The organism is Brevibacterium sp. UCMA 11752 (genome assembly GCF_021532235.1).
Lineage (GTDB): Bacteria > Actinomycetota > Actinomycetes > Actinomycetales > Brevibacteriaceae > Brevibacterium > Brevibacterium antiquum.
The window spans coordinates 1151051-1173577 of record NZ_JACBOS010000003.1 but is presented as its reverse complement, the minus strand read 5'-3'; the positions used below and the strand labels follow the sequence as shown (position 1 = coordinate 1173577).

20 protein-coding genes are annotated in these 22527 nt (G+C 64.1%); 14 read left to right on the top strand and 6 right to left on the bottom strand.

What is annotated here, in order from left to right; translation table 11 throughout:
* Positions 1-3 precede the first annotated feature (3 nt).
* Genes HU144_RS05285 through HU144_RS05275 form a run of 3 tightly spaced genes read left to right on the top strand, consistent with a single transcriptional unit; the run spans position 4 to position 1528 of the window.
* Positions 4-372 (top strand): Asp23/Gls24 family envelope stress response protein, encoded by a 369-nt coding sequence (locus HU144_RS05285; RefSeq protein WP_235350438.1) that lies wholly within the window; start codon positions 4-6, stop codon positions 370-372.
* Positions 369-938: a DUF6286 domain-containing protein gene (locus HU144_RS05280; protein ID WP_235350437.1), complete on the top strand. Its 570-nt coding sequence runs from the start codon at positions 369-371 to the stop codon at positions 936-938. The genes HU144_RS05285 and HU144_RS05280 overlap by 4 nt, the downstream gene beginning before the upstream one ends.
* Positions 935-1528, top strand: a complete 594-nt coding sequence (locus tag HU144_RS05275) for an alkaline shock response membrane anchor protein AmaP (protein WP_235350436.1) — start codon at positions 935-937, stop codon at positions 1526-1528. Before HU144_RS05280 ends, HU144_RS05275 begins: the two co-directional genes overlap by 4 nt.
* Positions 1529-1822: 294 nt before the next feature.
* Here HU144_RS05275 and HU144_RS05270 read toward each other — a convergent pair whose 3' ends face one another.
* Together HU144_RS05270 and HU144_RS05265 are read right to left on the bottom strand one after the other, a co-directional pair.
* Positions 1823-2596, bottom strand: a complete 774-nt coding sequence (locus HU144_RS05270) for an SDR family NAD(P)-dependent oxidoreductase (RefSeq protein ID WP_235350435.1) — start codon at positions 2594-2596, stop codon at positions 1823-1825.
* The gene (locus HU144_RS05265; RefSeq protein ID WP_235350434.1) at positions 2593-3417 is read right to left on the bottom strand and encodes a thioesterase family protein; all 825 of its coding nucleotides are present in this window, start codon (positions 3415-3417) and stop codon (positions 2593-2595) included. The genes HU144_RS05270 and HU144_RS05265 overlap by 4 nt, the downstream gene beginning before the upstream one ends.
* Positions 3418-3534: 117 nt before the next feature.
* On the opposite strand from HU144_RS05265, the gene HU144_RS05260 reads away from it, so the two are divergent.
* The 9 genes from HU144_RS05260 to HU144_RS05220 all read left to right on the top strand — a co-directional run bounded on the left by HU144_RS05260 (position 3535) and on the right by HU144_RS05220 (position 14076).
* Positions 3535-4329 (top strand): exodeoxyribonuclease III, encoded by a 795-nt coding sequence (locus tag HU144_RS05260; RefSeq protein WP_235350433.1) that lies wholly within the window; start codon positions 3535-3537, stop codon positions 4327-4329.
* Between the two features lie 420 nt (positions 4330-4749).
* The gene (locus tag HU144_RS05255; RefSeq protein ID WP_235350432.1) at positions 4750-7194 is read left to right on the top strand and encodes a response regulator transcription factor; all 2445 of its coding nucleotides are present in this window, start codon (positions 4750-4752) and stop codon (positions 7192-7194) included.
* A 120-nt stretch (positions 7195-7314) separates the two neighbouring features.
* Positions 7315-8232, top strand: a complete 918-nt coding sequence (locus tag HU144_RS05250; RefSeq protein ID WP_235350431.1) for a GTP pyrophosphokinase — start codon at positions 7315-7317, stop codon at positions 8230-8232.
* A gap of 84 nt (positions 8233-8316) precedes the next feature.
* On the top strand, positions 8317-9195 hold the full coding sequence (locus HU144_RS05245; protein ID WP_235350430.1) for a DUF5926 family protein: 879 nt from the start codon (positions 8317-8319) through the stop codon (positions 9193-9195).
* A 75-nt stretch (positions 9196-9270) separates the two neighbouring features.
* Positions 9271-10086 carry a glycosyltransferase family 2 protein gene (locus HU144_RS05240; RefSeq protein ID WP_235350429.1) on the top strand — a complete coding sequence of 272 codons (816 nt, stop codon included), beginning with the start codon at positions 9271-9273 and terminating at the stop codon, positions 10084-10086.
* Positions 10083-11021 carry a prephenate dehydratase gene (gene pheA / locus HU144_RS05235; protein ID WP_235350428.1) on the top strand — a complete coding sequence of 313 codons (939 nt, stop codon included), beginning with the start codon at positions 10083-10085 and terminating at the stop codon, positions 11019-11021. The genes HU144_RS05240 and pheA overlap by 4 nt, the downstream gene beginning before the upstream one ends.
* A gap of 224 nt (positions 11022-11245) precedes the next feature.
* On the top strand, positions 11246-13009 hold the full coding sequence (locus tag HU144_RS05230) for an FAD-binding dehydrogenase (RefSeq protein ID WP_235350427.1): 1764 nt from the start codon (positions 11246-11248) through the stop codon (positions 13007-13009).
* Positions 13010-13011: 2 nt separating this feature from the next.
* Positions 13012-13824: an SDR family oxidoreductase gene (locus tag HU144_RS05225; protein WP_235350426.1), complete on the top strand. Its 813-nt coding sequence runs from the start codon at positions 13012-13014 to the stop codon at positions 13822-13824.
* 21 nt (positions 13825-13845) lie between these two features.
* The gene (locus tag HU144_RS05220; protein WP_235350425.1) at positions 13846-14076 is read left to right on the top strand and encodes a hypothetical protein; all 231 of its coding nucleotides are present in this window, start codon (positions 13846-13848) and stop codon (positions 14074-14076) included.
* On the opposite strand, the gene HU144_RS05215 is transcribed toward HU144_RS05220, so the two are convergent.
* Both HU144_RS05215 and HU144_RS05210 read right to left on the bottom strand, forming a co-directional pair.
* Complete coding sequence (locus HU144_RS05215; RefSeq protein WP_235350424.1) at positions 14062-14994, bottom strand: NAD-dependent epimerase/dehydratase family protein; 933 nt, start codon at positions 14992-14994, stop codon at positions 14062-14064. The two genes, HU144_RS05220 and HU144_RS05215, sit on opposite strands and share 15 nt — an antisense overlap.
* 77 nt (positions 14995-15071) lie before the next feature.
* A complete protein-coding gene (locus tag HU144_RS05210; RefSeq protein ID WP_235350423.1) occupies positions 15072-15851 on the bottom strand; it encodes an enoyl-CoA hydratase in 780 nt (259 codons plus the stop codon).
* Positions 15852-15964: 113 nt separating this feature from the next.
* Here HU144_RS05210 and HU144_RS05205 point away from each other — a divergent pair, with 113 nt between their 5' ends.
* Both HU144_RS05205 and clpB read left to right on the top strand, forming a co-directional pair.
* Complete coding sequence (locus tag HU144_RS05205) at positions 15965-17542, top strand: Na+/H+ antiporter (RefSeq protein WP_235350422.1); 1578 nt, start codon at positions 15965-15967, stop codon at positions 17540-17542.
* Between the two features lie 122 nt (positions 17543-17664).
* Entirely contained in the window at positions 17665-20265 is a 2601-nt protein-coding gene (gene clpB / locus HU144_RS05200; protein WP_235350421.1) for an ATP-dependent chaperone ClpB, read from the top strand.
* A gap of 189 nt (positions 20266-20454) precedes the next feature.
* Here the strand turns inward: clpB and HU144_RS05195 are convergent, their stop codons facing one another.
* Together HU144_RS05195 and HU144_RS05190 are read right to left on the bottom strand one after the other, a co-directional pair.
* Positions 20455-21612, bottom strand: a complete 1158-nt coding sequence (locus HU144_RS05195) for an HTTM domain-containing protein (RefSeq protein WP_235350420.1) — start codon at positions 21610-21612, stop codon at positions 20455-20457.
* Positions 21602-22393 (bottom strand): DUF5819 family protein, encoded by a 792-nt coding sequence (locus tag HU144_RS05190; RefSeq protein ID WP_198395805.1) that lies wholly within the window; start codon positions 22391-22393, stop codon positions 21602-21604. The genes HU144_RS05195 and HU144_RS05190 overlap by 11 nt, the downstream gene beginning before the upstream one ends.
* Positions 22394-22527 lie beyond the last annotated feature (134 nt).

The following is a 22527-nucleotide window of genomic DNA, read 5'->3' as shown; positions in this document are numbered from 1 at the left end:
ATCGTGGCTTCATCAGGTGGTGGCCTCACGATCGCAGACCGAGTCATCGAGAAGACGGCCGCCCAGATCCTCAAGGGTCTGCCCGGGGTCGGCGGCGCGAAGTCGGGCCTGTTCGGGTTCAGTTCGAATGCCGACCTCGACAGCCGTCCCAGCGTGGACGTGACCCTCTCGGGTCGCAGCTGCACCCTCGAGGTTCAGCTGGGGCTGGCGTATCCCTCCCCCATCACCGAGGCGACCGAATCGGTCCGTCGTCGCCTGAGCGCCGATGTCGAAGCGCTCACCGGAGTCAGCGTCCGTCAGGTTGACGTCGACGTGAAATGGCTCAGACCCAACGCTTCAGGAACCGGAAGATCAGTGAGGAATCTGCAATGAGCACACGACTGTTTCGGGCACGCCCGGCACGCGTGGTGCCCGCTGTCATCCTCGCGATCCTCATCCTGGCCATCGCCGTCGCCCTCGGCTGGGCGGCCATTGCCGCCATCGTCTCCGACGGTTCTGGCAGCTCGGCGCTGTCGTCCGGATTCTCAGGATTCGCGGCTCTCGGAACAATGTCGTGGGCCGCGGCTGCGATCATCACCGCTGGAGCCGTCATCACGGTCCTCGGGCTGATCTTCCTCATCATCGGGATCTCGCCAGGAGCCAAGCGCAACATCGGCTACCGCGCGCAGGCACCAGAGCACATCGATCGCTTCGAGGTGGTTCTGCCAACCTCAGCCTTGTCGAACCTGGCAGCTGCGGCAGCGGACTCCGTCGACGGAGTCTCGAGCGTGCGTGCCGCGTCCAATGCTTCGTCGACGAATGTCACCTTCTCCACCCCAGTGCGTGACAGTGACGAAATCCGCCACGATGTCGACGCCGCAGTCACCCAGCGCTTCGCCTCGATCGCGTTCGACCGCACACCCACCGTCAAGGTTCGCGCACAGAGGAGACCGGCATGAAACGACTGGCGGCAGGGGCCAATCGCAGCGGTCTCATCGTCGTCGGGCTGATCTTCCTCGTGGCCGGACTCGCCGTGCTCGCGCTCAGCTTCGGCTTGGCGGCAGCGGTGGCCCCCGGCCTGACCCCGGATGCGAAGCTGCAGCCCGTCGCCGCGGTGTTCGCCTTGCCGTACTCCGCTGTCATCGCGCTGGCGGCAGCTCTCATCCTGGCGATCATCGGAGTGCGATGGCTCGCCGCCCAGGTCCCGCGAAAGGGTTCCGCCAAACCCCTGCGCATGCAGGAAGATGCTCGGAGCGGCGTAACCACGGTGACGGCGAACGTCATTGCAGCTGCCGTGGAAGATGACCTCGAAGACACCCCTGAAGTCGTCGATGCGCAGGCCATTCTGCGCGGAACGGCGCGACGACCGGAGCTCGTGCTCCATGTCGATGTCGACGAACGTGCCGACGTCGATGCCGTCGTCGTAGACATCGCAGATCGCGTGACCGCCAACGCCAGTCACGCCCTTGGCGTTCCACTGTCCGCTGTAGGTGTGGAGATCGGAATCGCCCGGTCACGTCAGAGGAGGCAGCGCAGTGTTCAGCTGTGAATGACAAAGACCCCGGGGCGCGTAATCGCGACATCCCGGGGTCCTCGCAGCACTCCCCTCGAGTACCCGGACGCATCCCCATACGTCCGTTGTGTCCACCCGATCCCCACCGGGCGAACACCATTATTGGATCACACATCGATCCCACTTGTAAAGATTGTTCCGCCCCGTCTGAATCGCGCTGGGACGCTTCACCGACCCCTGACCCCCGGTAAAACCCCAGGTCACAGGGTTCACTGAAAATAATTCAAGACTCAACTTCATACGGCGGGTCGCAATTCCGCTGCTGCGACCTCAGTGATCGTCTCGCCTGTTGAGAGTAAAACCGGTCGATCCCCAGCGCACCAGAGAGCGGGGAACGAAGCGAGCGACCCGAGCCGCCAGCCCATAGCTCGCCCCCGGGATCGAGACCACCTTGCCGCGTCGCGCATCGCGTAAGGATGCGGCGACGACCTGCTCCACACTCAGCCAGATCCCTCCGGGTCCCGGTCGGTCGACGCCGAGTCGTTCGTGGAACCTGGTGCGAATGAATCCGGGCAGCACGACGGTGGCCGTCACCGGGCTTCCGCGCAGCTCACCGGCGAGAGCTTCGGTGAAGATCACGGTCGACATCTTCGAGGCCGCATACTGGCCCATCGTCGTCAGCGCCGCCATTGACGAGACATTGATCAGGCCGCCGCGACCACGCTCGCGCATCCGCCTGACCGCGACCAGAGAGAGTTCGCGCACCGCGCCGGTGAGCACCATATCCTGGTCCTCGAGCTCCGAGATCTCCGACTCGAGCAGACCCTGCTTGAGTCCGTATCCGGCGTTGTTGATGAGCAGATCGATCCGCGAGGTCTCGATCAACGTCCGGACCACGTCGATGCCGGCTCGGGTCGACAGATCGGCCACCACCACCTCGGCGTGGGTGCCGCTGTCGTTTTCGATGCTCGTCGCCAGCTCCTGCAGCCGGGCCTCATCACGGGCCACGAGGACCAGATCGTATTGATCGGCGGCGAGGGCAAGTGCATACCCGCGCCCCAGCCCTGAGCTGGCACCGGTGACGAGTGCGCGCGGTCTCGTCACTTCGCGCCTTGGCCCACGCGCACCGTCAACGACTGCGCAGCGGTGCCGATCGGCCCGTTCACGTCGCTGAGGACGCTTGTGGTCTCACCGATCCCGGTGGGGCCGAACGCAACCTTCGTCTCGAAGCCGACCCAACCTGGTTCGGGTACTCGGGTGAGGTGGATGGTGAGGTCGACGTTGGGGAAGAACGTCGTCTTCGGGTCTTCTCTCACGGCCAGCCCATTGGCGGTGTCGACGAGTTTCACGAAGGCCGCGGTCGCGGGATCGTCCTCCCCGTCGACGAGCGGATAGGGGGACCTGATCCAGGAACGAGCGAATCCGGGACGGGCGTCGGCGAACTGACCGCCGCCCAACGAGGCGATGAAGCCTCCACCCCAGCGGCCGGTGAATGGGACGGCTGGAGCTTCTTCGGGCTCCGGCAGAGTCGGCCATTCGTCGCCGACGACGTCTGCGGTGTCGCCCGGCAGCAGGCGCCAGACTCTGGCGTGGACGCTCGTGCGCTCACCGTGGCGCATGCTGGCCTCGATGAGTTCGATGGTCCGACCAGGTCGGATGACGTTGACGTCGATGGTGAATTCGCCCGAATGGATGACGCCGAGGATGTCGAAGCTGACCCGCGAGACCAGCTTGTCCGAAGGCATCCTGCGTTCGATCTCCGCCAACACCAGCCCCGCGGCCGGGGCCAGATGCTGTTCGCCCGGCTGCCACGCGCCCTGGCTGTGCAGCGTCGAGACGAAGGCCTCCGGTGCCGTGCGCACATAGTAGGAATCGGGGCAGGCGGCACCGTCGTGGCCGAGATGTTCATTGCGTGCTTCAGGCATGAACCCAGGCTATCGGTATCGGACCGGCGCCGAGGCGATGGGGCCAGCGGGTGCCTCTGCTGGCTTGCTCTGCCCATTGAGCTTGGGCCTGCGGCCGGGACAGCTTAGGGTGGGAGAGTGAGAATCGCGAGCTGGAATGTGAACTCGATCCGCGCCCGACACGACAGAATCGGTGCTTGGCTGGATCGCTCAGACGTCGACGTCCTGGCCATCCAGGAACTCAAATGCAAGGACGAACAGTTCCCGAAGGAGCTGTTCACCTCCCGAGGCTATGAGGTCAGCTTCCACGGCCTCAACCAGTGGAACGGCGTGGCAATCGCCTCTCGGGTGGGCCTTGAGGACCCCGAGATCGGATTCGCCGACATTCCCTCGTTCGGCGACGACGAGCCCGTGGTCGAGGCCCGTGCCCTGTCAGCGACCTGCGGCGGAGTCAGGGTGTATTCGCTCTATGTCCCCAACGGTCGTGAACTCGACCACCCTCACTACACCTATAAGCTCGAATGGTATCGGGCGCTGACTGCCGATATCTCTGCGCAGCTGCGCGAAACTCCTGATAAGAAGCTCGTCCTGTGCGGCGACTACAATGTCGCACCTCTGGATGAGGACGTCTGGGACATGGAGGAGTTCGACGGACTCACCCACGTGTCCGAACCCGAGCGCCAGGCCTTCAACGCCCTCCTGGACGCGGGGCTCAGCGAAGTCACCCGGCAGTTCACACCTGGCCCCGGGGTCTACACATTCTGGGATTACCAGAGGCTGGCCTTCCCGAAGAAGAAGGGCATGCGCATCGACTTCGAACTCGCCTCACCGTCCCTGGCCGCGCAGGCCACCGGCGCGGAGATCGACCGCGAGGAACGCAAGGGCAAGGGCGCGTCCGATCACGCACCCGTCATCGTCGACTTCGACGTGTGAGCCGCTGCGTCACACCGCAACCACGCCTCACAGCTTCACCCACCGCAGAACCAGCCGCACCCTACGGCTTCTCTCACCGCAGTGCTCCCTCAGCCGCACTCCACTGTCACCTCGGCCCTCGCCGCACGCCGCTGAACTCCGCAGTCGACACTCCTACCGCGGCCGCCACGGAGATGCTCGGCACCGATGCGGATCCCTGTCAATGCTGATCCGTATTGACGAAACATCACTTCAAAGGTGATCCTTGAGGAAAATGTGTCGCTGTTCACTCCCCGAAACGCTATGCAGGCATTTTTGAACACAGGCTTAGTGAAAATCACATCATAATGACATTGAGTAAGCAGAATTCGATCATGGAGATCGGATAGATTACTCAGTGGTAGATAATCCCCGTATCCCCACTGCCAGAGGCCCCCAACCATGCATGATTCCGCTGACCAGAGCGGTCCCGTTTCCCCGACGGCCCCCTCGCCAGGTGATGGCGTCTTTCCCGGCGAGCGCGCGACGACGGTCCGCTCCTTCGCAGCTGGTCTCGCCGACATCGCGCCCGAACTGCCCGACACAGTGTGGAAGAGTCTGTTCCAACAGACGTCTGGCCACCTCCTCGCGGGCCAGGCCGTTCTGCAGGGCGCTGACTCAATAGGACAAGACCTCTCTGCAGTCGATGCCGATCACTACTCGGATCTTCCTTCCGCCGACGTTCTCACACAGATCAGACGTCAAGCACCGGACAGCCCCGAGCTGAGGTTTGCCCATCTGCTGTCATTCATGCGCGACATCAACGCCGACACCCTCGCAATCGCCGCCGGCGCCATGCCCCATCTGGGATCGTTTTCCATACCCGCTGCTCCAGAAGACACACGTCCATTCGAGGTCTCTGACCTCTCAGCGCAACTGAACGAAGACGGCGTACTGCTCCCAACTCTGGACCGCACCGGTCACCACACGATTGCTCCTGTCATGAGAACGATCTTGAGGCGCCTCTACGACGCCAGAGATCGACACAGCGAATCACGGTCCCGCCGAGCACTTGGTGCGAGCGCCGCCGAATGGCTGCAGGCCCCGGCCGCGTATCAGTCCGAGGGCTTCGACGAAGCTCTGCTGCAGGTCGCGGAGGCCGGAGAGTGGAAGGCACTGACGGAACTCTGGGCAAACCGGGGCCATGCGCTCATGGTCGACCATTTCGATGCGACGCTCGAGGCATTCTCGAAGGTCCCCGAGGCCCAGGCTCACAACTCGGCGGTATTGGCCGAGGCCTTGGGCGACTGCCTGCAGGTCGACGAAGTCAGACGGCGCCTCGGCGTCAACGACGCCCTGACCGTTCTCAACGAGGTCAACTTCGAGCATGCGGCAGTCCCGACGCTCGACTCGCGGCTGGAACGGATCAAGGACGGCGACTTCACCGTCGATGACATCATGATCATGGCCATCGCATCGATGCGGCGCCAGAAGCTGCTCGGCCAGTCGGACCAGGGCGTCCACATCGCCCGAGCGGCCCAGGAACTCATCAACGACACCCGACATCTCCAGTCGGCACCCAGCCGGCTCTGCGACGCTCGATTTCACCTCGAATATGGGATCACCAGCATGTTCGTCGGCGATCTCACGGAAAGTGCCCAACTGCTGCGTCGGTCGATCATCATCACAGAGCTCGCCTCCGCGTCCTCCCCTTATCTCCTGCTCCCGGCGCACGCCTACAGCGCCCTGGCACACGCGATGCTCGGAAACGGGCCATCGAGTGACGTGCACCTGCGCCACTTCGACGAGCTCAAGGAGCGGACTCGCTTCACGAGCCCCCACACGCTCACCGCCTACTCTCTGGCCCGCATGATTCGTGCCATGGACGCACTGGACCTCGACGAGGCACGTCAGTACTCGGCACGTCTGGCCGACCCATCTCTGGGTCATCACTCGTGGCTCGGAGTCGTTCAGTACAGATCACTGTTCGGCATTCTGCACAGCGATGTCGGGATCGAGGCCAAACGGCTGCAGCAGATCATCGACACCAATCGCTCATCCTTGCCGGCTGACGGACTCCTGCTGCATACTCTGCAGCTCACTCTGGTCTGCCTCCACCTGGCTCAGGGGCAGACTCACCTCGCCCAGAACGTTCTGCTCGATGCCGAGACCAAATCGCCGTACATCATCCTGGCCAGAGCTCAGCTCCATCTGACCATCGGCGAACACGGGACCGCGGCGCACCTGGCGAACAGAGTTCTGTCTCAGAATTCACTCGATCTGCACGCCAAGGCCTCTGCTCGAGCGGTTCAGGCTGCCAGCCTGTTGGGCAAGGGTGAACTGGTCGAGTCAGATTCTGCGTTCGTCGACGCGCTCGAGTACTGCAGGATCGCGGCCAGCCTCATTCCCGTTGCGATGGTTCCCAAGTCTCTGCGCGATCAGCTGATCGAGCGCAGTTCCAACGCCGCCGAGTGGGATCTGATCGCACCGGTCTTTCCGACCGGACCCGGACCTGTTGACGACCCTGGTTCAGCTGACGAAGTCGGACTGGCTGACGGGGCCGGACCTGTTGACGACCTCCGCTTGGGCGAGACCCGCTTCGGCGACGGTTCCATCGGCGGGCCCGGCGGACTCGGTGCCGGGGAGCGACTTCGGCAGCGGCTGCTGAGCTTCGGGGAGACACTTCGCATCCGCGCCGGTCACACCCTGCTCAGCCCCTCGCAGAGGCAGCTCCTGGCCCTGCTGGACACCCAGTCGTCGGTGTCCGCCATCGCGGCTGAACTGAGCCTTGTCGAAGGTACGGTCAAGAACAAACTGTCGAATCTCTACGCGCGCCTCGGCGTCCGCAATCGTCGGGATGCGCTGGCTCGCGGCTACGAATATGGGTACCTCCCCACCGATCGCTGACGGCTGAGCCGTCGCTCAAAGCACCGCCCGCATCTTCACGAAGAAAGCTTCGCGCGGAAAGCATGGACATCCACCTCGTCTTCTGGTGAAGTTGAATCAGGAGCTAGGAAGGTGACGAGGATGTCAGCAACAGTCCGCGAACTGGTCGACGAAGCCTACGAAAGGCGCGAGTCGACGTGGAGGGCCGCCCTGGAGACGGTCAACGATTGGGTCGAGGCCGCGTGCTCGGGCTCCGCGCTGTTGTCGGGTGAGAGAGTCGCTGTCGGCCGCGGACGGATCAAGGACCGACTCCGCGCCGGGGAGAAGCTGCGCCGCAAACTTGCCGATGCCAATGACGAGATCCATGAGGCCGTCGAGGTCGAGAACCAAGTCATCGATGTCGTCGGTGCTCGTGCCGTGTGCCGCACCGAGCGTGAACAGACGGCGCTGTGGGATCTGCTCACCGACAGCAATGACGAATCGAATCTCTCCGTCGCCGAGGTGCGGGACTACTCCGCCCAGCCCAAGCCCTCCGGCTATCGCGGGCGCCATCTCATCATCGAAGTTCCCTTCGACGCCGAACCATCGGTGCTCGTTGAGCTGCAGCTGCGCACGATCATGCAGGATGCGTGGTGCGTGCTCGCCGAGGAGCACCTGTTCAAGCCCGGTCAGGCACTGAAATCGGATGCCCAGCAGGAGCGTCTCTCCGTCGTCCTCTCCGGGCTTCTGGCCCAGGCCGATGTGGTTGCCGGCTATATCGCCGACGATGTCGGCGCCTATCTGGGAATGGGGAACGCCTCACCACCTCGGACTGTGACGAATATCGATGCCGCGGCTGAGGTTCCGTCGATAGAGGTCACCATCCGCGAGCTCAATCATTCCTATGTCCTCGCCGCCGACGAGGTCGGTCGGCACGGGATCATCCGCCTGGAGAACCTGGGACTCACTCCGGAGAACCCCGAGAGGTCGGCCTTTCCGAGCCCAGGCGACAAACTGCAGGTGACGATGGACGAGTCGAACACCACCCGCTACTTCATCCCGGTGGCCGTGCAGCGCTGATTCATCCCGGTGGCCGTGCAGCGCTGATTCGTCCCGGTGAACGGGATGCATCCTGAGTCGCCAGACCGACTAGACTTGTTTTCCATGGGTAAGAAGTCGAAGCGTTCCAAAGAAGATGTCATTGCCAAGCGACTGGCACGTGCAGAGGCCACGGCCTTCGTTGCGCGTCCGTTCGAGGGCCTGCCGTTCGAGGCGGACCTCATCTGCCTGCGCGAGCTGGTGCCGGCGGCGACCGCCTCGGCGAAGCTGAAAGAGGAGTTCGGTGGTCAGGAGATCACGGTCACCTCTCTGCTGCCCGCCGCGTGGCAGGCCTGGCACCGTGAGGACGGCCAGGTCCTGGCCGGAATGCAGGTTCCGGTGTCATCCACCGATGCCTCCCGCGATGTCGTGCACGGCATCCTCGCCGCAATCGAGGCGCAGCCGGGGACCACGATCGAGGCGACGACCGAACCCGGTCAGGGTCCGCGTCTCCAGGACATCCTCGACACCGACCACCCGTTCGAGATCCGCGTGCTCGAGACCTTCGAATACTGGAAGCTGCCAGAAGCCGAGACGGACTCCGATGTCGCAGCGGCACTCGAACAGGCCAATGACTCCATCTCCCCCACGGAGAAGGTCGTCTCCGTGAAGTCCGCGTACTGGACCGAGATGTCCGGCCGCACCTACGTGCGCTGGGCACGGCCCGAGGGCGAGGATGCACTCGTCGACGCTCTCGCCCGTCTTCAGGTCGAGGGCCTCAACGACCTCGGCGGCCCCGGCACGTTCCTGGGCTACTTCCGCGCGCACGGCATCGTCGTGCCCGTCTGGGAACTGGAGTTCGGCACACAGGTCGATGACATCGAAGAGCCCATCGCCGAATTCGGCAAGCGCATCGAGGACGCGATGAACACGAGTGAACCTCTCAGCACCGAGGCACGTCGTGCACGCTCGGGCATCATTGCCCGCCAGCTGACCATCCACTGAGTTCCGTCGCCACGGCCACCGGCGGGAGTCGATTCGACTCCGCCGGTGCGCGAGCCGGACAGGAGAAGAGTTTCCATGCCCGAACAGTCGAATCCCGCACACCCGGATGCCTCCTCGGCGACTGCTCCGCGCGCGATCGCTGCGATCATCCCCGCGATGAACGAAGCCGATCGGATTGCAGCGACGGTGCGCAGCACCAAACAGATTCCCGGTGTCGACATCATCATGGTCGTCGATGACGGTTCCTCCGATGACACCGGTGCCTTCGCTCGCAGGGCCGGCGCCGAGGTGGTCACCCACCGCAAGAACAAAGGCAAGGCCGCGGCGATGATGACCGGTGCGTTCGCGATCCGCAATCGTGAGATCTCCGATTCGGATCCCGACCAGCACCCCGACCATCGCGCTCTCCTCTTCATCGACGGCGATCTGGAGGATTCAGCACTCAACACGGCCCCGCTCGCTGCACCTGTCCTCGCCGGTGACGCCGATATGACGATTGCAATCCTGCCCGCCCAGAAGCGCAAGGGCGGCGGATTCGGCTTCGTCGTCGGGCTCGCGAAGAAGGGCATCGCCGAGCTCAGCGGATTCGAAGCGACCCAGCCGCTCTCGGGCATGCGCTGCCTGAGCCGTGAGGCCTTCGACGCGGCGCTGCCATTCGCCGCCGGCTGGGGCGTCGAAACAGCAATGACGATCGACGTCATCAATGCCGGGCTTCGTGTCGAAGAGGTCGAATGCGATCTCCACCACCGCGTCACCGGCAAGGACCTCAAAGCACAGATGCACCGTGCGGCCCAGTACCGCGACGTCGCGCGCGCCATCGTCGTCCGCAGACTGCGCGCTGAGAAGCTGCGTTCAAAGAAGCCGCGTACTCAGAAGGAGTCGTCGAAGTGAACGCCGATCGCTACGCCTACCTGGGCCCCGAGGCCACATTCACCGAAGCAGCACTCCTGCAGTACCTCGACTCCCACGGCCTGCGCTCGAGCGCGTGGACCCAGCCCATGCGCAATGGAGCCGCAGCCTTGGACGCCGTCCTCGACGGCGACTGCCTGGCTGCTGTGGTGCCGATCGAGAACTCCATCGAGGGCGGTGTTCCCGCCACCATCGATGCCCTGACCGATCATGGTCGGCTGCAGATCATCGCCGAGGTGGTCGTGCCCGTTCGCTTCGTCCTGGCGGTGAAGCCGGGGACCGATCCCAGCACGCTGACGTCGTTCGGGTCCCACCCGCACGGTGAGGCACAGGTACGCACGTTCATGTCCGCGAACTTCCCCGATGCCGTCTACCTCCCGACCTCATCGACGGCCGCGGCCGCACGGGATCTGGCCAACGACGCCGCCGACCATGTGGCGGCCGTATGCCCTGCCATCGCCGCCGAACGCTACGGCCTCGAGATCCTCGCCAACGACATCGGGGAACGCCAGGACGCCGAAACCCGGTTCGTCGTCGTCACCTGTCCCGGCACCATTCCCGCGCCGACAGGGTCGGACAAAACCACGGTGGTAGCCTCACTGCGCTCAGACCGCGCCGGTGCGCTGCTGGAGATGCTCGAACAGTTCTCCAGCCGAGGTGTGAACATGTCGCGCATCGAATCTCGGCCCACTGGTGACGGGCTCGGCCTCTACCAATTCTCCATTGACTTGTTGGGCCATGTGCACGAGGCCAGAATGGCCGATGCCCTGCAAGGAGTCCACCGAGTGACCCGCAGTCTGAGCTTCCTCGGCAGCTATCCCAGTGCGTCGAAGACCACGGTGCCCCTCGACCCGACGACCACGGACGACTCCTTCGCGGCCGCCTCCGCTTGGCTGGATTCGACGCTGAACGGCTGAAGCCGCTGAGTTCGAGCCGCCGCGATCGTGCCGAGCTTCGCGTAGCCGCGATCGTGCCGAGCTTCGCGTAGCCGTCGTGATTGTGGACTCCCGTTCGATATCCTTGCTGATATCGAACGGGAGTCCACTTTCAAGCCTGGCGCGTGGGGGTTCTGCCGGCCCGGAGAACAGTAGTCTGAGTATGCACGGGTCGCACGGCCCACACATCGACGAAGGAGTCGCCCATGGGAATCACTTCACCGGCCACCGGTTCAGAAGCGACCGGCACCAACAGCGCGCACGGTGGCACCGAGGATTACGACGCTATCGTCGTCGGGGCCGGCCTCGCGGGACTTGTTGCCGCCCATGAGCTCAGTCTCGCCGGGAAGAGAGTGCTCATCCTCGACCAGGAGAATCGGGCCAACCTCGGCGGTCAGGCCTTCTGGTCCCTCGGCGGCCTCTTCCTCGTCGACTCCCCCGAACAGCGCCGACTCGGTGTCCACGATTCCCTCGACCTGGCGCGCCAGGATTGGGCCACCTCGGCGGGCTTCGATCGAGACGAGGACAACTGGCCCCGGCAGTGGGCCGAGGCATACCTGCAGTTCGCCGCAGGAGACAAACGCCGCTATCTGCACGATCTGGGGCTGCGCCTGACACCGATCGTCGGGTGGGCGGAAAGAGGCGGGTCCGGTGCCTCCGAGCATGGGAATTCCGTGCCGAGGTTCCACCTCACCTGGGGCACCGGCCCCGAGGTGGTCAGGGTCTTCCGCGAACCAGTGGAGCGAGCGGAATCCGCGGGCCTCGTGACGATGGGCTTCCGGCATCGTGTCGATGAGCTGATCGTCGAGGACGGCGGCAACGGTGCGGACGGCCATAGCGACGGACGCGGTGTCCTCGGGGTTCGCGGACGGACACTTGCCCCCAGCCACACCGGCAGAGGGGTTGCTTCGAACCGCGAGGAGCTCGGAGACTTCGAACTCCGTGCTCCCGCGGTCATCGTCACCAGCGGCGGCATCGGACACAATTTCGAACTCATGCGTCAGTACTGGCCGATCGAGCGCCTCGGCGAATTCCCGCAGACGATGCTCGCCGGAGTGCCCGCCCATGTCGATGGACGGATGCTCCAGATCTCCGAGGACGCAGGTGCGAGCCTGATCAATCGGGACCGGATCTGGGCCTATACGGAGGGCATCGAGAACTGGAATCCGATCTGGCCGAACCACGGGATCCGTATCATTCCAGGACCCTCGTCGCTGTGGTTCGACGCCGAGGGCAATCGCTTCCCCGCGCCGAACTACCCCGGTTTCGACACCAACCGGACCATGAAGACCGTTCTCTCGACCGGCCACGACTATTCGTGGTTCGTGCTCAACGAGTCGATCATCCGCAAGGAGTTCGCGCTCTCAGGCTCGGAGCAGAATCCCGACATCACGAAAAAGGACTGGCGTGTGACCCTCGACCGTGTCCGGTCCTCCGATGCGCCAGGCCCGGTCGAAGCGTTCAAGCGCTTCGGCTCCGACTTCGTCGTCGCCGACACCACCGAAGAGCTGGTCGCCGGGATGAATGAGCGCTCCCGGGGGCCCGCCATCGATCATGACCACCTCGTCGAACAGATCGTCGAGCGTGATCGGCAGATGGACCACACATTCTCCAAGGATGCGCAGGTGCAGGCGATCCACAATGCCAGGAACTACCTCGGCGACAAGATCGTACGGGTGCAGAAACCACACAAGATCCTCGACCCCGCCCACGGGCCGCTCATCGCGGTGCGACTGAGTCTGCTTTCACGCAAGACGCTGGGCGGCTTGGAGACGAACCTCGACGCCCAGGTGATCGGTGGAAGCGGCACACCGATTCCCGGGCTCTACGCCGCCGGTGAGGTCACAGGCTTCGGCGGCGGAGGAATGCACGGCTACAACGCGCTGGAAGGAACCTTCCTGGGCGGGTGCATCTTCTCCGGGATGCGCGCCGGACGAGCCGTCGCAAAAGGCATGGGAGCGGAGCGCTGACCATGGTGAACACAAATCTCACGGCGCTGGTCACCGGCGGCACCTCCGGCATCGGTGCCGCACTGGTCAGGGTGTTGGCAGACAGAGGCTGCACGGTCCTGACCACGAGCCGAGACCCTGAGCAGATTGGGAAATCGGAGCGGGTTCCCGGCGTGCGCTATCTTCAATTGGATCTCGCAGATCCCGACAGCGTCGAGACTCTCAGACACGAGGTCGCCGAGGTCGACGTTCTCGTCAACAACGCCGGCGAGAGCCAGTCCGGTCCTTTCGAGGAGCTTCCGCCCGAGGCCGTTGACCGCCTGTTCCGAACGAATGTCTTCGGGCCGGTGCGGCTGAGCCAACTCGCCCTCCCCGGCATGCGCAGACGAGGACACGGCCGGGTCATCATGGTCGGTTCCATGCTCGCGAGCTTCCCTTTGGCGCATCGCAGCTCCTATGTCGCGGCCAAGGCGGCCCTGCGCGGATTCGCCACGGCCGCGCGCCAAGAGCTCGCACCGTTCGGGGTCTGGATCAGCGTCGTCGAACCCGGGTCCATCGCCACCGGAATCGGCAACCGGCGCACGAAGTACCTCAACCCCGGCTCCGTCTACACCGACGATGTGACCACGATGCTTTCGCACCTCGATGACAATGAGCGGCAGGGAATCTCGCCCGAGACCGTCGCCGCAACCATCGTCAAGGCCATTGACGCAGTCAGACCTCGCGAATTCTATGCTGTGGGCAGCCGGTCACCGTTGCCGTTCCTGCTCAAACGAGCACTTCCGCGGAGCGTGGTGTCGCGGATCATCGCCGGCCAGCACGGGCTCAAGCGGTGAGTTTCCCACGATCCCACGGCCGTGGCTCTCGGCGCTGAGGTCACGCTGAGCGGCTGGGGCTGCCGGGGCTGGCTGGGCTGGCTGGGCTGGCTGGGCTGGTTGGGCTGGCTGGGCTGGCTGGGCTGGCTGGGCTGGCTGGGCTGGCTGGGGCTGCTGGAGCTGCTGGCGCTGCTAACCGAGAGCGGCAGCCGACCCGAGAGCGGCAGCCGACCCGAGCGTCAGCCAACCCGAGCGCGGCTACTGGAAACGTGAGGGCAGAAGGAACTGTGTCGTCGAGATTCCCAGCACCCGCTGCTGACGAGTGAGGTTGTAGGTGCGATCGTGCTGGAGGTACTCGACGAGGAACAGCTCGGTGCTGTTGCCGCGTTTGAAGAATGTCTTGATCTTCAGCCCCAGCTTCGCAGCGAAGAGCGCCTTGTCCTTGGCGATCGCCTCGATGACGACTGGGTCGTACTCCATGCGCGCGAAGTGAGTGGACACGGCGTCCTTGAGCTTGTACGGAGTCGGATCGCCGATGTTGAACGGGCCCGAGGCCGAAGGCACGTCGACGCAGGCGATCGCCGCTCGCACGAGGTTGTCGATGTGGGTCAGGGTGAGCTTCTGCCTGCCGCCGCCGGGAAGTCGCAGGACCCCCTTCTTCGCCACTCGGCTCAGATACGGCATAAGCATCGACTCGCCGGGGCCGTAGACCGCGGCGGGGCGGAGGATGGCCGCGTCCGGGCGGATCCGTGTCACGAGCTGCTCTGCCAGGGCATGTGTCTTCGAGTAGGCGTCGTGGAAGTCATTGGGGTCCTTGGGACCGGCCTCCTCCCACAGGTCCGTATGAGGCTTGTTCGTGGAGTAGACCGTCGTCGAGGAGATGTGCACGATACGCGCCTTCGGGAAAGCGTCGAGCACGTTCCGGGTCCCGGTGACCTTGACCTTGTACAGCTCATCGTCGTCGGCACTGACCTCGGCGATGCCCGCGCAGTGGAAGACCGCGGTGGCCTTCTTCGCCAGAGACTCCACCGCACCGTCCGCGGGTTCCGTGATATCCCACGCTTGGAAATTCACACCGGGGATCTCAGGATCGCGCCGCCCCAGGGCATAGACCGTCTCGTCCCTGGTCGCCAGGGCACGGGCGATGGCGCCACCGATGAAGCCGCTGGCTCCGGTCACGATTACCGCCACGTCTGATCCTCCATCTTCGTCTGACGCGTCTCATCCGGTTGATCCGAACAAGTCCACAATCATAGGAAATCACACTGTCAGTTCCGATGTTGCCACTGAGGTTCTCTCTTGTGCAGAAATGCGTCGATTCCCTCTTGTGCATCGGCTGCGACGGCGTTGTGCGCCATCACCTCCGACATGTGCGCATAGGCCTCTGCCAGAGGCAGATCACGCTGTTCGTAGAACGCTACTTTGCCTATTGCCACTGTAGCCGACGAGGCTGACGCGACTTTCCGCGCCAGCTCGGCAGTCGCTGTCTTAAGTTCGTCATCGGCGACCACATCGGAGACCAGCCCGAATGTCAGCGCATCGGCAGCGCTGAGGAAGTCTCCGGTCAGCAGCATCCGCATCGCCGTCTTCGCCGGCACTGCCCGCGTCAGCGCCACCATGGGCGTGGAGCAGAACAGGCCGATCTTCACGCCCGGTGTGGCGAATCGGGCCGACTGCGCAGCCACCGCCAGGTCGCAGCTAGCGACAAGCTGGCAACCGGCCGCGGTCGCCACGCCTTGGACCTGCGCGATGACCGGCTGCGGGATCGACTGAATCAGCTGCATGAGCTGCGAGCAGACGGCGAAGGTCTCCTGCTGTGATTCCAGCTCGGCCCCATGGATCTCCTTGAGATCATGGCCGGAGCTGAATACGTGTCCTGCGGTGGACAGGATCACTGCACGGACGTCGGTGCGCTGCCCCACCTCGGCGAGGGCGCCGATGAGCTCATTCATCACCGCACGAGACAGCGCGTTCCGAGTCTCCGGTTCGTTGATCGAAATCGTCGCGACTGCGTCGTCGGCCAGAGAGAATACAATTGAGTCAGACATAACAGCATTCTGCCAAAATATCGTTGGTCCGGCGCGGAAACCTGACGGGGATTTCCTTCGATGTCCTCAGCTGGCGGTGCGCAGACATGCCACCCATACCGAGGGAGACGGCCATGACAACCCTGCTGATGATCATCGGATTCGGTGCCGCAACCAGCGTGGTCGTCGGCCTGGGCCAGAAGCTGCGTCTCCCCTGGCCTGCTCTGATGGTGGTCATCGGCATCGCCGGTGCGTTCATCCCCACGTTCGCTGAGATCACCATCGAGCCCGAGCTCATCCTGCCCCTGTTCCTGCCCCCGCTTCTGTTCGCGGCAGCACAGAAGACGTCATGGGCACTCTTCGCCATCCGCTGGCGCACGATCCTGGGAATGGCTGTCGCGCTGGTCGGTGTGACGGTGGCGGCCGTGGCCGGGACCGCGGTGCTCCTCATTCCCGGAATCACCATCGCCGCCGCGGTGGCGCTGGGAGCCATGCTCGCCCCGCCCGACCCCGTCGCCGTCGATGCGGTCGCAGGAACCGTGTCGATACCTCGGCGGATCATGTCGACGCTGCAGAGCGAGGGGCTGTTCAACGATGCCGCGTCACTCGTGATCTTCCAGACCGCGATGGCGGCGGCCATGGCCGGCACCGAGGTGGACTTCGGGCAGCTGGCCCTGTCCTTCCTCATCTCTGCGATCATCGCCATCACGGTCGGTCTCGTCGTCGTGTTCATCGTGTGGTGGGTGATGGAGAAGATCGACCATACGATCGCCCGCTCCTCACTCATGCTCATGCTGCCCTTCGGCGTCTACCTCATCGCCGAGCACCTCCATGCCAGCGGCGTCATCGCCGTCGTCGTGGCCGCTCTCGAGGTGCGCCGACGCGACGTCGAAGCCAATTCAGCCGAACGTGTCACCCAGGCCTCGACGTGGCAGGTCCTGGAGATGCTCATCACCGGCATCGCCTTCGGCCTCATCGGCCTCGACCTGCGCATGGTCGTCGAATCAGAGCATGCCGACCTAGGTCGAGCGGTGCTGGTGGGACTGGGCATCGCGCTCATCGTCATCGCAGTGCGGTTCGGCTGGCTGCTCATCGGAACCATGCTGGAGAACAAGCGCCGGGAGGAGGATCCGGATGCCGCACCACTGAATATCAGGGATGCCACCCTCATGACCTGGGGCGGAATGCGCGGCTTGGCGACGATCGCCCTGGCTCTGTCGATTCCGACGACCACCGCGACCGGGGAGCCGTTCCCCGGCCGCTCCTACATCCTCGTCGCGGCTGCCGTGATCCTGATGGTCACCTTGGTGCTGGCAGGACTCACCTTCCCCACCATCGTCAACGTCCTCGGCATCGACGACGAGGCGGAGAAGGAGCGAGCGGACACCGCGGAGATCGCACGCCGCGCGTACAAGGCCGCGCTCCTCCAGATCAAGAACGACGACAGCCTGCCCGACGAGGTGGCTGAGCCTCTGCGCGCACGCTTCAAGGTCCTCTATTCGCAGCTGTTGGGGACCTCTGACGACCAGGTCAGCTCGGAGCAGGCGACGACCCTGAAGGAGAACCGTGAGGCGATGGCGATGGTGCAGACCAAGGCACTGCAGTCCGCCCGCACGGAAGTGCTCAAAGCCCGACGCGAACGCGGCACCGATCCGGAGATCGCCGACAGAGTGCTGCGCCGATTCGATCTCCAATCCGTGCTGCTGAGGTGACGCAGACCCACTCGCTTTTTCAAAGTTGAGTGGAATAGACTCAACTTTGTGGGTGTTGAACTCTTAGAGAGCAAAAGCTGTTCACAGAACAGCTGCGAAGAACATTTGTGAAGGAGATGCGCATGGACGCACAGCTGACAACCAAATCTCGCGAGACGGTGCAATCGGCCATCAATGACGTCGTGGCTCGGCGGAACAATCAGATCGAGCCCGCCCACCTGGTCGCGGCCCTGCTGGACCAGCCGGACTCGCTGGCCTCGAACCTGGTGACGAAGGTCGGTGCCGACACACGAACCGTGCTGGCAGAGGTCCGCTCGGCCATCGACGGCTTCCCCACCGTCAGCGGTCAGACCGTGTCCCAACCGGGGCTGTCACGGGCCGGACTCGAGATGATGAATCTTGCGCAGGAGGAGATGACCAGCCTCGGCGACCAGTTCGTGTCGACAGAACACCTGCTGCTCGCCGCCGCCGCAGGCAAGGACGGGGCAGGTGAAGCCCTGCGCCGCAATGGTGCCGGTCGCGATGCCCTGCTGGCGGCTCTGCCGGAGCTGCGCGGAGGCAAGAAGGTCACCTCGGAGAATCCCGAGGACACGATGCAGTCGCTGGAGAAGTACGGTGTCGACCTCACGGCCACCGCGCGTGAGGCTAAACTCGACCCGGTCATCGGACGCGACAAGGAGATCCGCCGGGTCATCCAGGTCCTCTCACGCAGGACGAAGAACAACCCTGTCCTCATCGGCGAGCCCGGCGTCGGCAAGACCGCCGTCGTCGAAGGACTGGCCCAGCGGATCGTGGCCGGAGACGTACCCGAGTCCCTGCGCAACAAGACGCTGATCAGCCTCGACCTGTCCGCGATGGTCGCCGGCGCGAAGTACCGCGGCGAATTCGAGGAGCGATTCAAGGCCGTCCTCGCCGAGATCAAGAACGCCGATGGTCAGATCATCACGTTCATCGATGAGCTCCACACCGTCGTCGGTGCCGGCGCCACCGGAGACTCCGCGATGGATGCCGGCAACATGCTCAAGCCGATGCTCGCCCGCGGTGAACTGCGCCTCGTCGGCGCGACCACGCTCGACGAGTACCGCGAGAACATCGAGAAGGATCCGGCTCTGGAACGCAGGTTCCAGCAGGTCTACGTCGGAGAACCCAGCGTCGAGGACACTGTCGCGATCCTGCGTGGACTCAAGGAACGCTACGAAGCCCACCACAAGGTCTCGATCAACGACGGAGCGCTCGTCGCCGCAGCAACGATGTCCAATCGCTACATCACCGGACGTCAGCTGCCGGACAAGGCCATCGACCTCGTCGACGAAGCAGCATCCCGGCTGCGCATGGAGATCGACTCGGCTCCGGTCGAGATCGATGAGCTCCGCCGCACCGTCGATCGCCTGAAGATGGAGGACATGGCCCTGTCCAAGGAAACGGACACGGCCTCGAAGGAGCGCCTCGGTGCCCTGCGTGCAGATCTGGCTGATCGGGAAGAGGAGCTCCACGGCCTCGAGGCCACCTGGGAATCCCAGCGTGCCGGCCTCAACCGCGTCGGCGATCTGAAGACGAAGCTCGACGAGCTGCGCTCCCAAGCCGACAAGGCTCAGCGCGACACGGACTTAGAGACTGCATCCCGCCTGCTGTATGGGGAGATCCCAGCCGTGCAGAAGGAGATCGACCTTGCCGAAGCGGAAGAGGCGAATGCCGAATCCGAGACCGATCCGATGGTCAGCGACCGTGTCTCGAGCAACGACATCGCCGAGGTCGTCGCGTCCTGGACCGGCATCCCCGCGGGTCGTCTGCTCCAAGGCGAGATCGAGAAGCTGCTGGGCGCCGAGGATGTCCTCGGCAAGCGTCTCATCGGCCAGAAGAGTGCCGTGGGCACGGTCTCCGATGCGATCCGTCGCTCACGTGCCGGCATCGCCGACCCTGACCGCCCGACGGGTTCATTCCTGTTCCTCGGCCCCACGGGCGTCGGCAAGACGGAGCTCGCGAAGTCCCTCGCGGACTTCCTCTTCGACGATGAGAAGGCCCTGATCAGGATCGATATGAGTGAGTACGGGGAGAAGCACACCGTGTCCCGTCTCGTCGGTGCCCCTCCGGGCTATGTCGGGTATGACGAGGGCGGTCAGCTCACCGAGGCTGTGCGTCGTCGTCCCTACTCCGTCGTCCTCCTCGACGAGGTGGAGAAGGCGCACCCGAGTGTCTTCGACATCCTGTTGCAGGTCCTCGACGACGGTCGCCTCACCGATGGTCAGGGTCGCACGGTCGACTTCCGGAACACGATCCTCATCCTGACCTCGAACCTGGGTTCGCAGTTCCTCGTCGACAAGTCGCTGAGTGCCCAGGAGCAGAAGGATGCGGTGCTGGGCGTCGTGCATTCGACGTTCAAACCCGAGTTCCTCAACCGCCTCGACGACATCGTGCTCTTCGACGCGCTGAGCACCGAGGAACTGTCCTCGATCGTCGACCTGCAGATCCAGCGACTGGCGTCTCGCCTGACCGAACGGCGGATCACGCTCGAGGTCACCGATGCCGCCGAGGACTGGCTCGCCCTCGAAGGCTACGACCCTGCCTTCGGCGCCCGCCCTCTGCGCAGGCTGGTCCAACGCGAGATCGGAGACAAGTTGGCCCGCGGCCTGTTGTCCGGCGACGTGGCCGACGGCGACGACATCGTCATCGGCCTGCCCGAGGATCCGGAAACCACCGGCCTGGAGCTGCGCCCGAAGCGGTGATGTGCCCGGGGCGTGCGGCGCGGGGCGGGGCGTGCGGCGCTTGCCGAAGCAGAGCGTACCGGCGCCCAGCGACAGTCGAAGTCAGACTGAGTGGGTTGCAACCCACTCAGTCTGACTTCGACTGGTGATTCACCAACGTTTCCGCAGACCGCGAGCCTCAGATCCAACGCGCTCACGACGCTCACGCGCTCAGCGCGAGGGCTTCACCTTCGCGCGTTCCATGCCGTCGGTCGTCGACGCCCACCAGCGTCCCACCAGTCTGTGGAGCTTTTCGAAGCTGCGATCGCGGATGAAGATGGCGTCGACGGCGATCATCGTCAGCGAGAACCAGGGCAGTCCCATCAGCAGAGCGATGCCCAGGTGGAAGGAGAGGATGCCCACCAGGCCGACGATTCGCGTGTACCGGTTGAACAGCATGAACGGGAACGCGCACTGGAACAGGACCGAGGCCCAAGAGACGGCGACGACCATCGGCCCCCAGGCCGTGAGCAGGTCCGAGAGCACCGGCCAGGTTCCGAACTGCTGTGTGTGCAGCGGGTTGTACACCGCGAATCCGTGCTGCCATGCGGCACCGCCTGCCTTGTACAGTCCACCCGACATGTAGATCGCACAGACTTGGAAGGCCAGCACGACGATCGCGAGGTTGTTGGCCATGATGAGGGCCCAGCGGTAGCTGCCGCCGTCGGTCTCGGGGAACTCCGGGTTCTGCTGTCTCTTGCGCCTGGCATCCAGCGACCACCGCCGGGTGGTGTCGGCGAAGAGCATCGCGATCATGAACATGCGATAGGCGTTGTCGCCCTGATCGCCGGCACCGTCGTTGAGCTCGATGAAGCTCACCCACAGGACCAGGTAGAACGGCAGAACGATGCGGGTCCGCCATCCGAGGATGATGACGACGGCGAGAATGGCCAGACCGATGATCATGGCGGTGAAGAGCGGCGGGTTGGTCACCGCTCTGTGGAAGAGCGAGAACAGCCAGATGTTCGGGAAGTCGCTCTTGGGTTCGGCGATCTCCCCGTTCCAGGCGCTGCCCACGCCGAAGGCATAGTGCCTGGCATTGAAGTTCGTCAGCAGCAGGCCGAGTCCGGTCACGCCGATGAGGATACGCGTCACCGCGAGGCCGTATGTCGCGTGATAGCGACCGGTCAGCATCTCCTCCAGCCAATTCCAGCCTCGCGAGATGCTCCCAAGAACACGGGAAGACATCGGAATATGCTCGTTCGAATCCGCTGTCGTCGGCGCCGCAGTCTTCGTCGGCTCTGCCTTCCCGGACTTCGATCCGTGCGCGCCGATGTCTTCGCCCTTGACTTCTTCGCCCTTGACGCGGGTGTCCTTGTCACTGCTCATCTGCGCACCTCACTTCGTCGGAGGCACAGAAGTACTTCGCGAACTCCTCATCGGACTGGTGAGGTTCGGTCACCAGTGCTCTCCAGCCGACCGGAACCGGCTGGACGTTCGGCCGTTCGGCACCGTCGTCGTTGCGCTGTGCGAACGGCACAACATTCTGTCTCGACGCCTGGTACTGGACGCGCTGGACGTCCTCACCCCAGATCGCTTTGGCCACCTGAGTCGCGTAGGCCGTGGCCAGGTGCTCGCTTTCCAGATATCCGTCCACGGCGCCGTCGGGATCGTCGTACTCTTCCAACTTCGTCGTCAACCGGTCGACGGAATCAGCACCCTTGAAGTAGTCGAGCTTGACGATCGCCTTCTGATCGTTGGGCAGGTCCTCCCACGACCCCTTGATGTCGGAGGCGACCCCGATGCCCAGTCCGGCCGAGCGTGGCGGGAAGAGCTTGTAGGTCGAATGGTCGAGTTCGACATCGGTGGCACGCACCCAATCGGTGACCTCTTCTCCACCGTCGGGAGTCTTCACGACCGCGCGAACATCGAAGTAGTAGTCGCCGTTGATCGGTTCGGGTGCGAAGACGCTCCACGACTGGCCCCACAACGGAATCATGTACTCGGAGAGGAGGTTCCCCGGGAAGACTTCCCGCGCCGTCGACGACGGAGCGATCCAAAGGAAGCTTGCGAGCAGGTGAAACGCTGTCAGCAGCATGGCCACAACCATCAGCACGCGTTTGACGACCGGCCGCTTGGCGGCCTTCGTCTCAGTCTTGTCTGTGTCCATCTCAGTCCTGGAATCTGGTGCGCCACTTTGCGAAATCCGCCTTGACCAGAACTGGACTGCTCAGGATCTCCCCAGTGGCTAGGGTGCATTCATACAGACTCTAGGGTACGTCAGTGAATCCGGAAGTTCAGCCC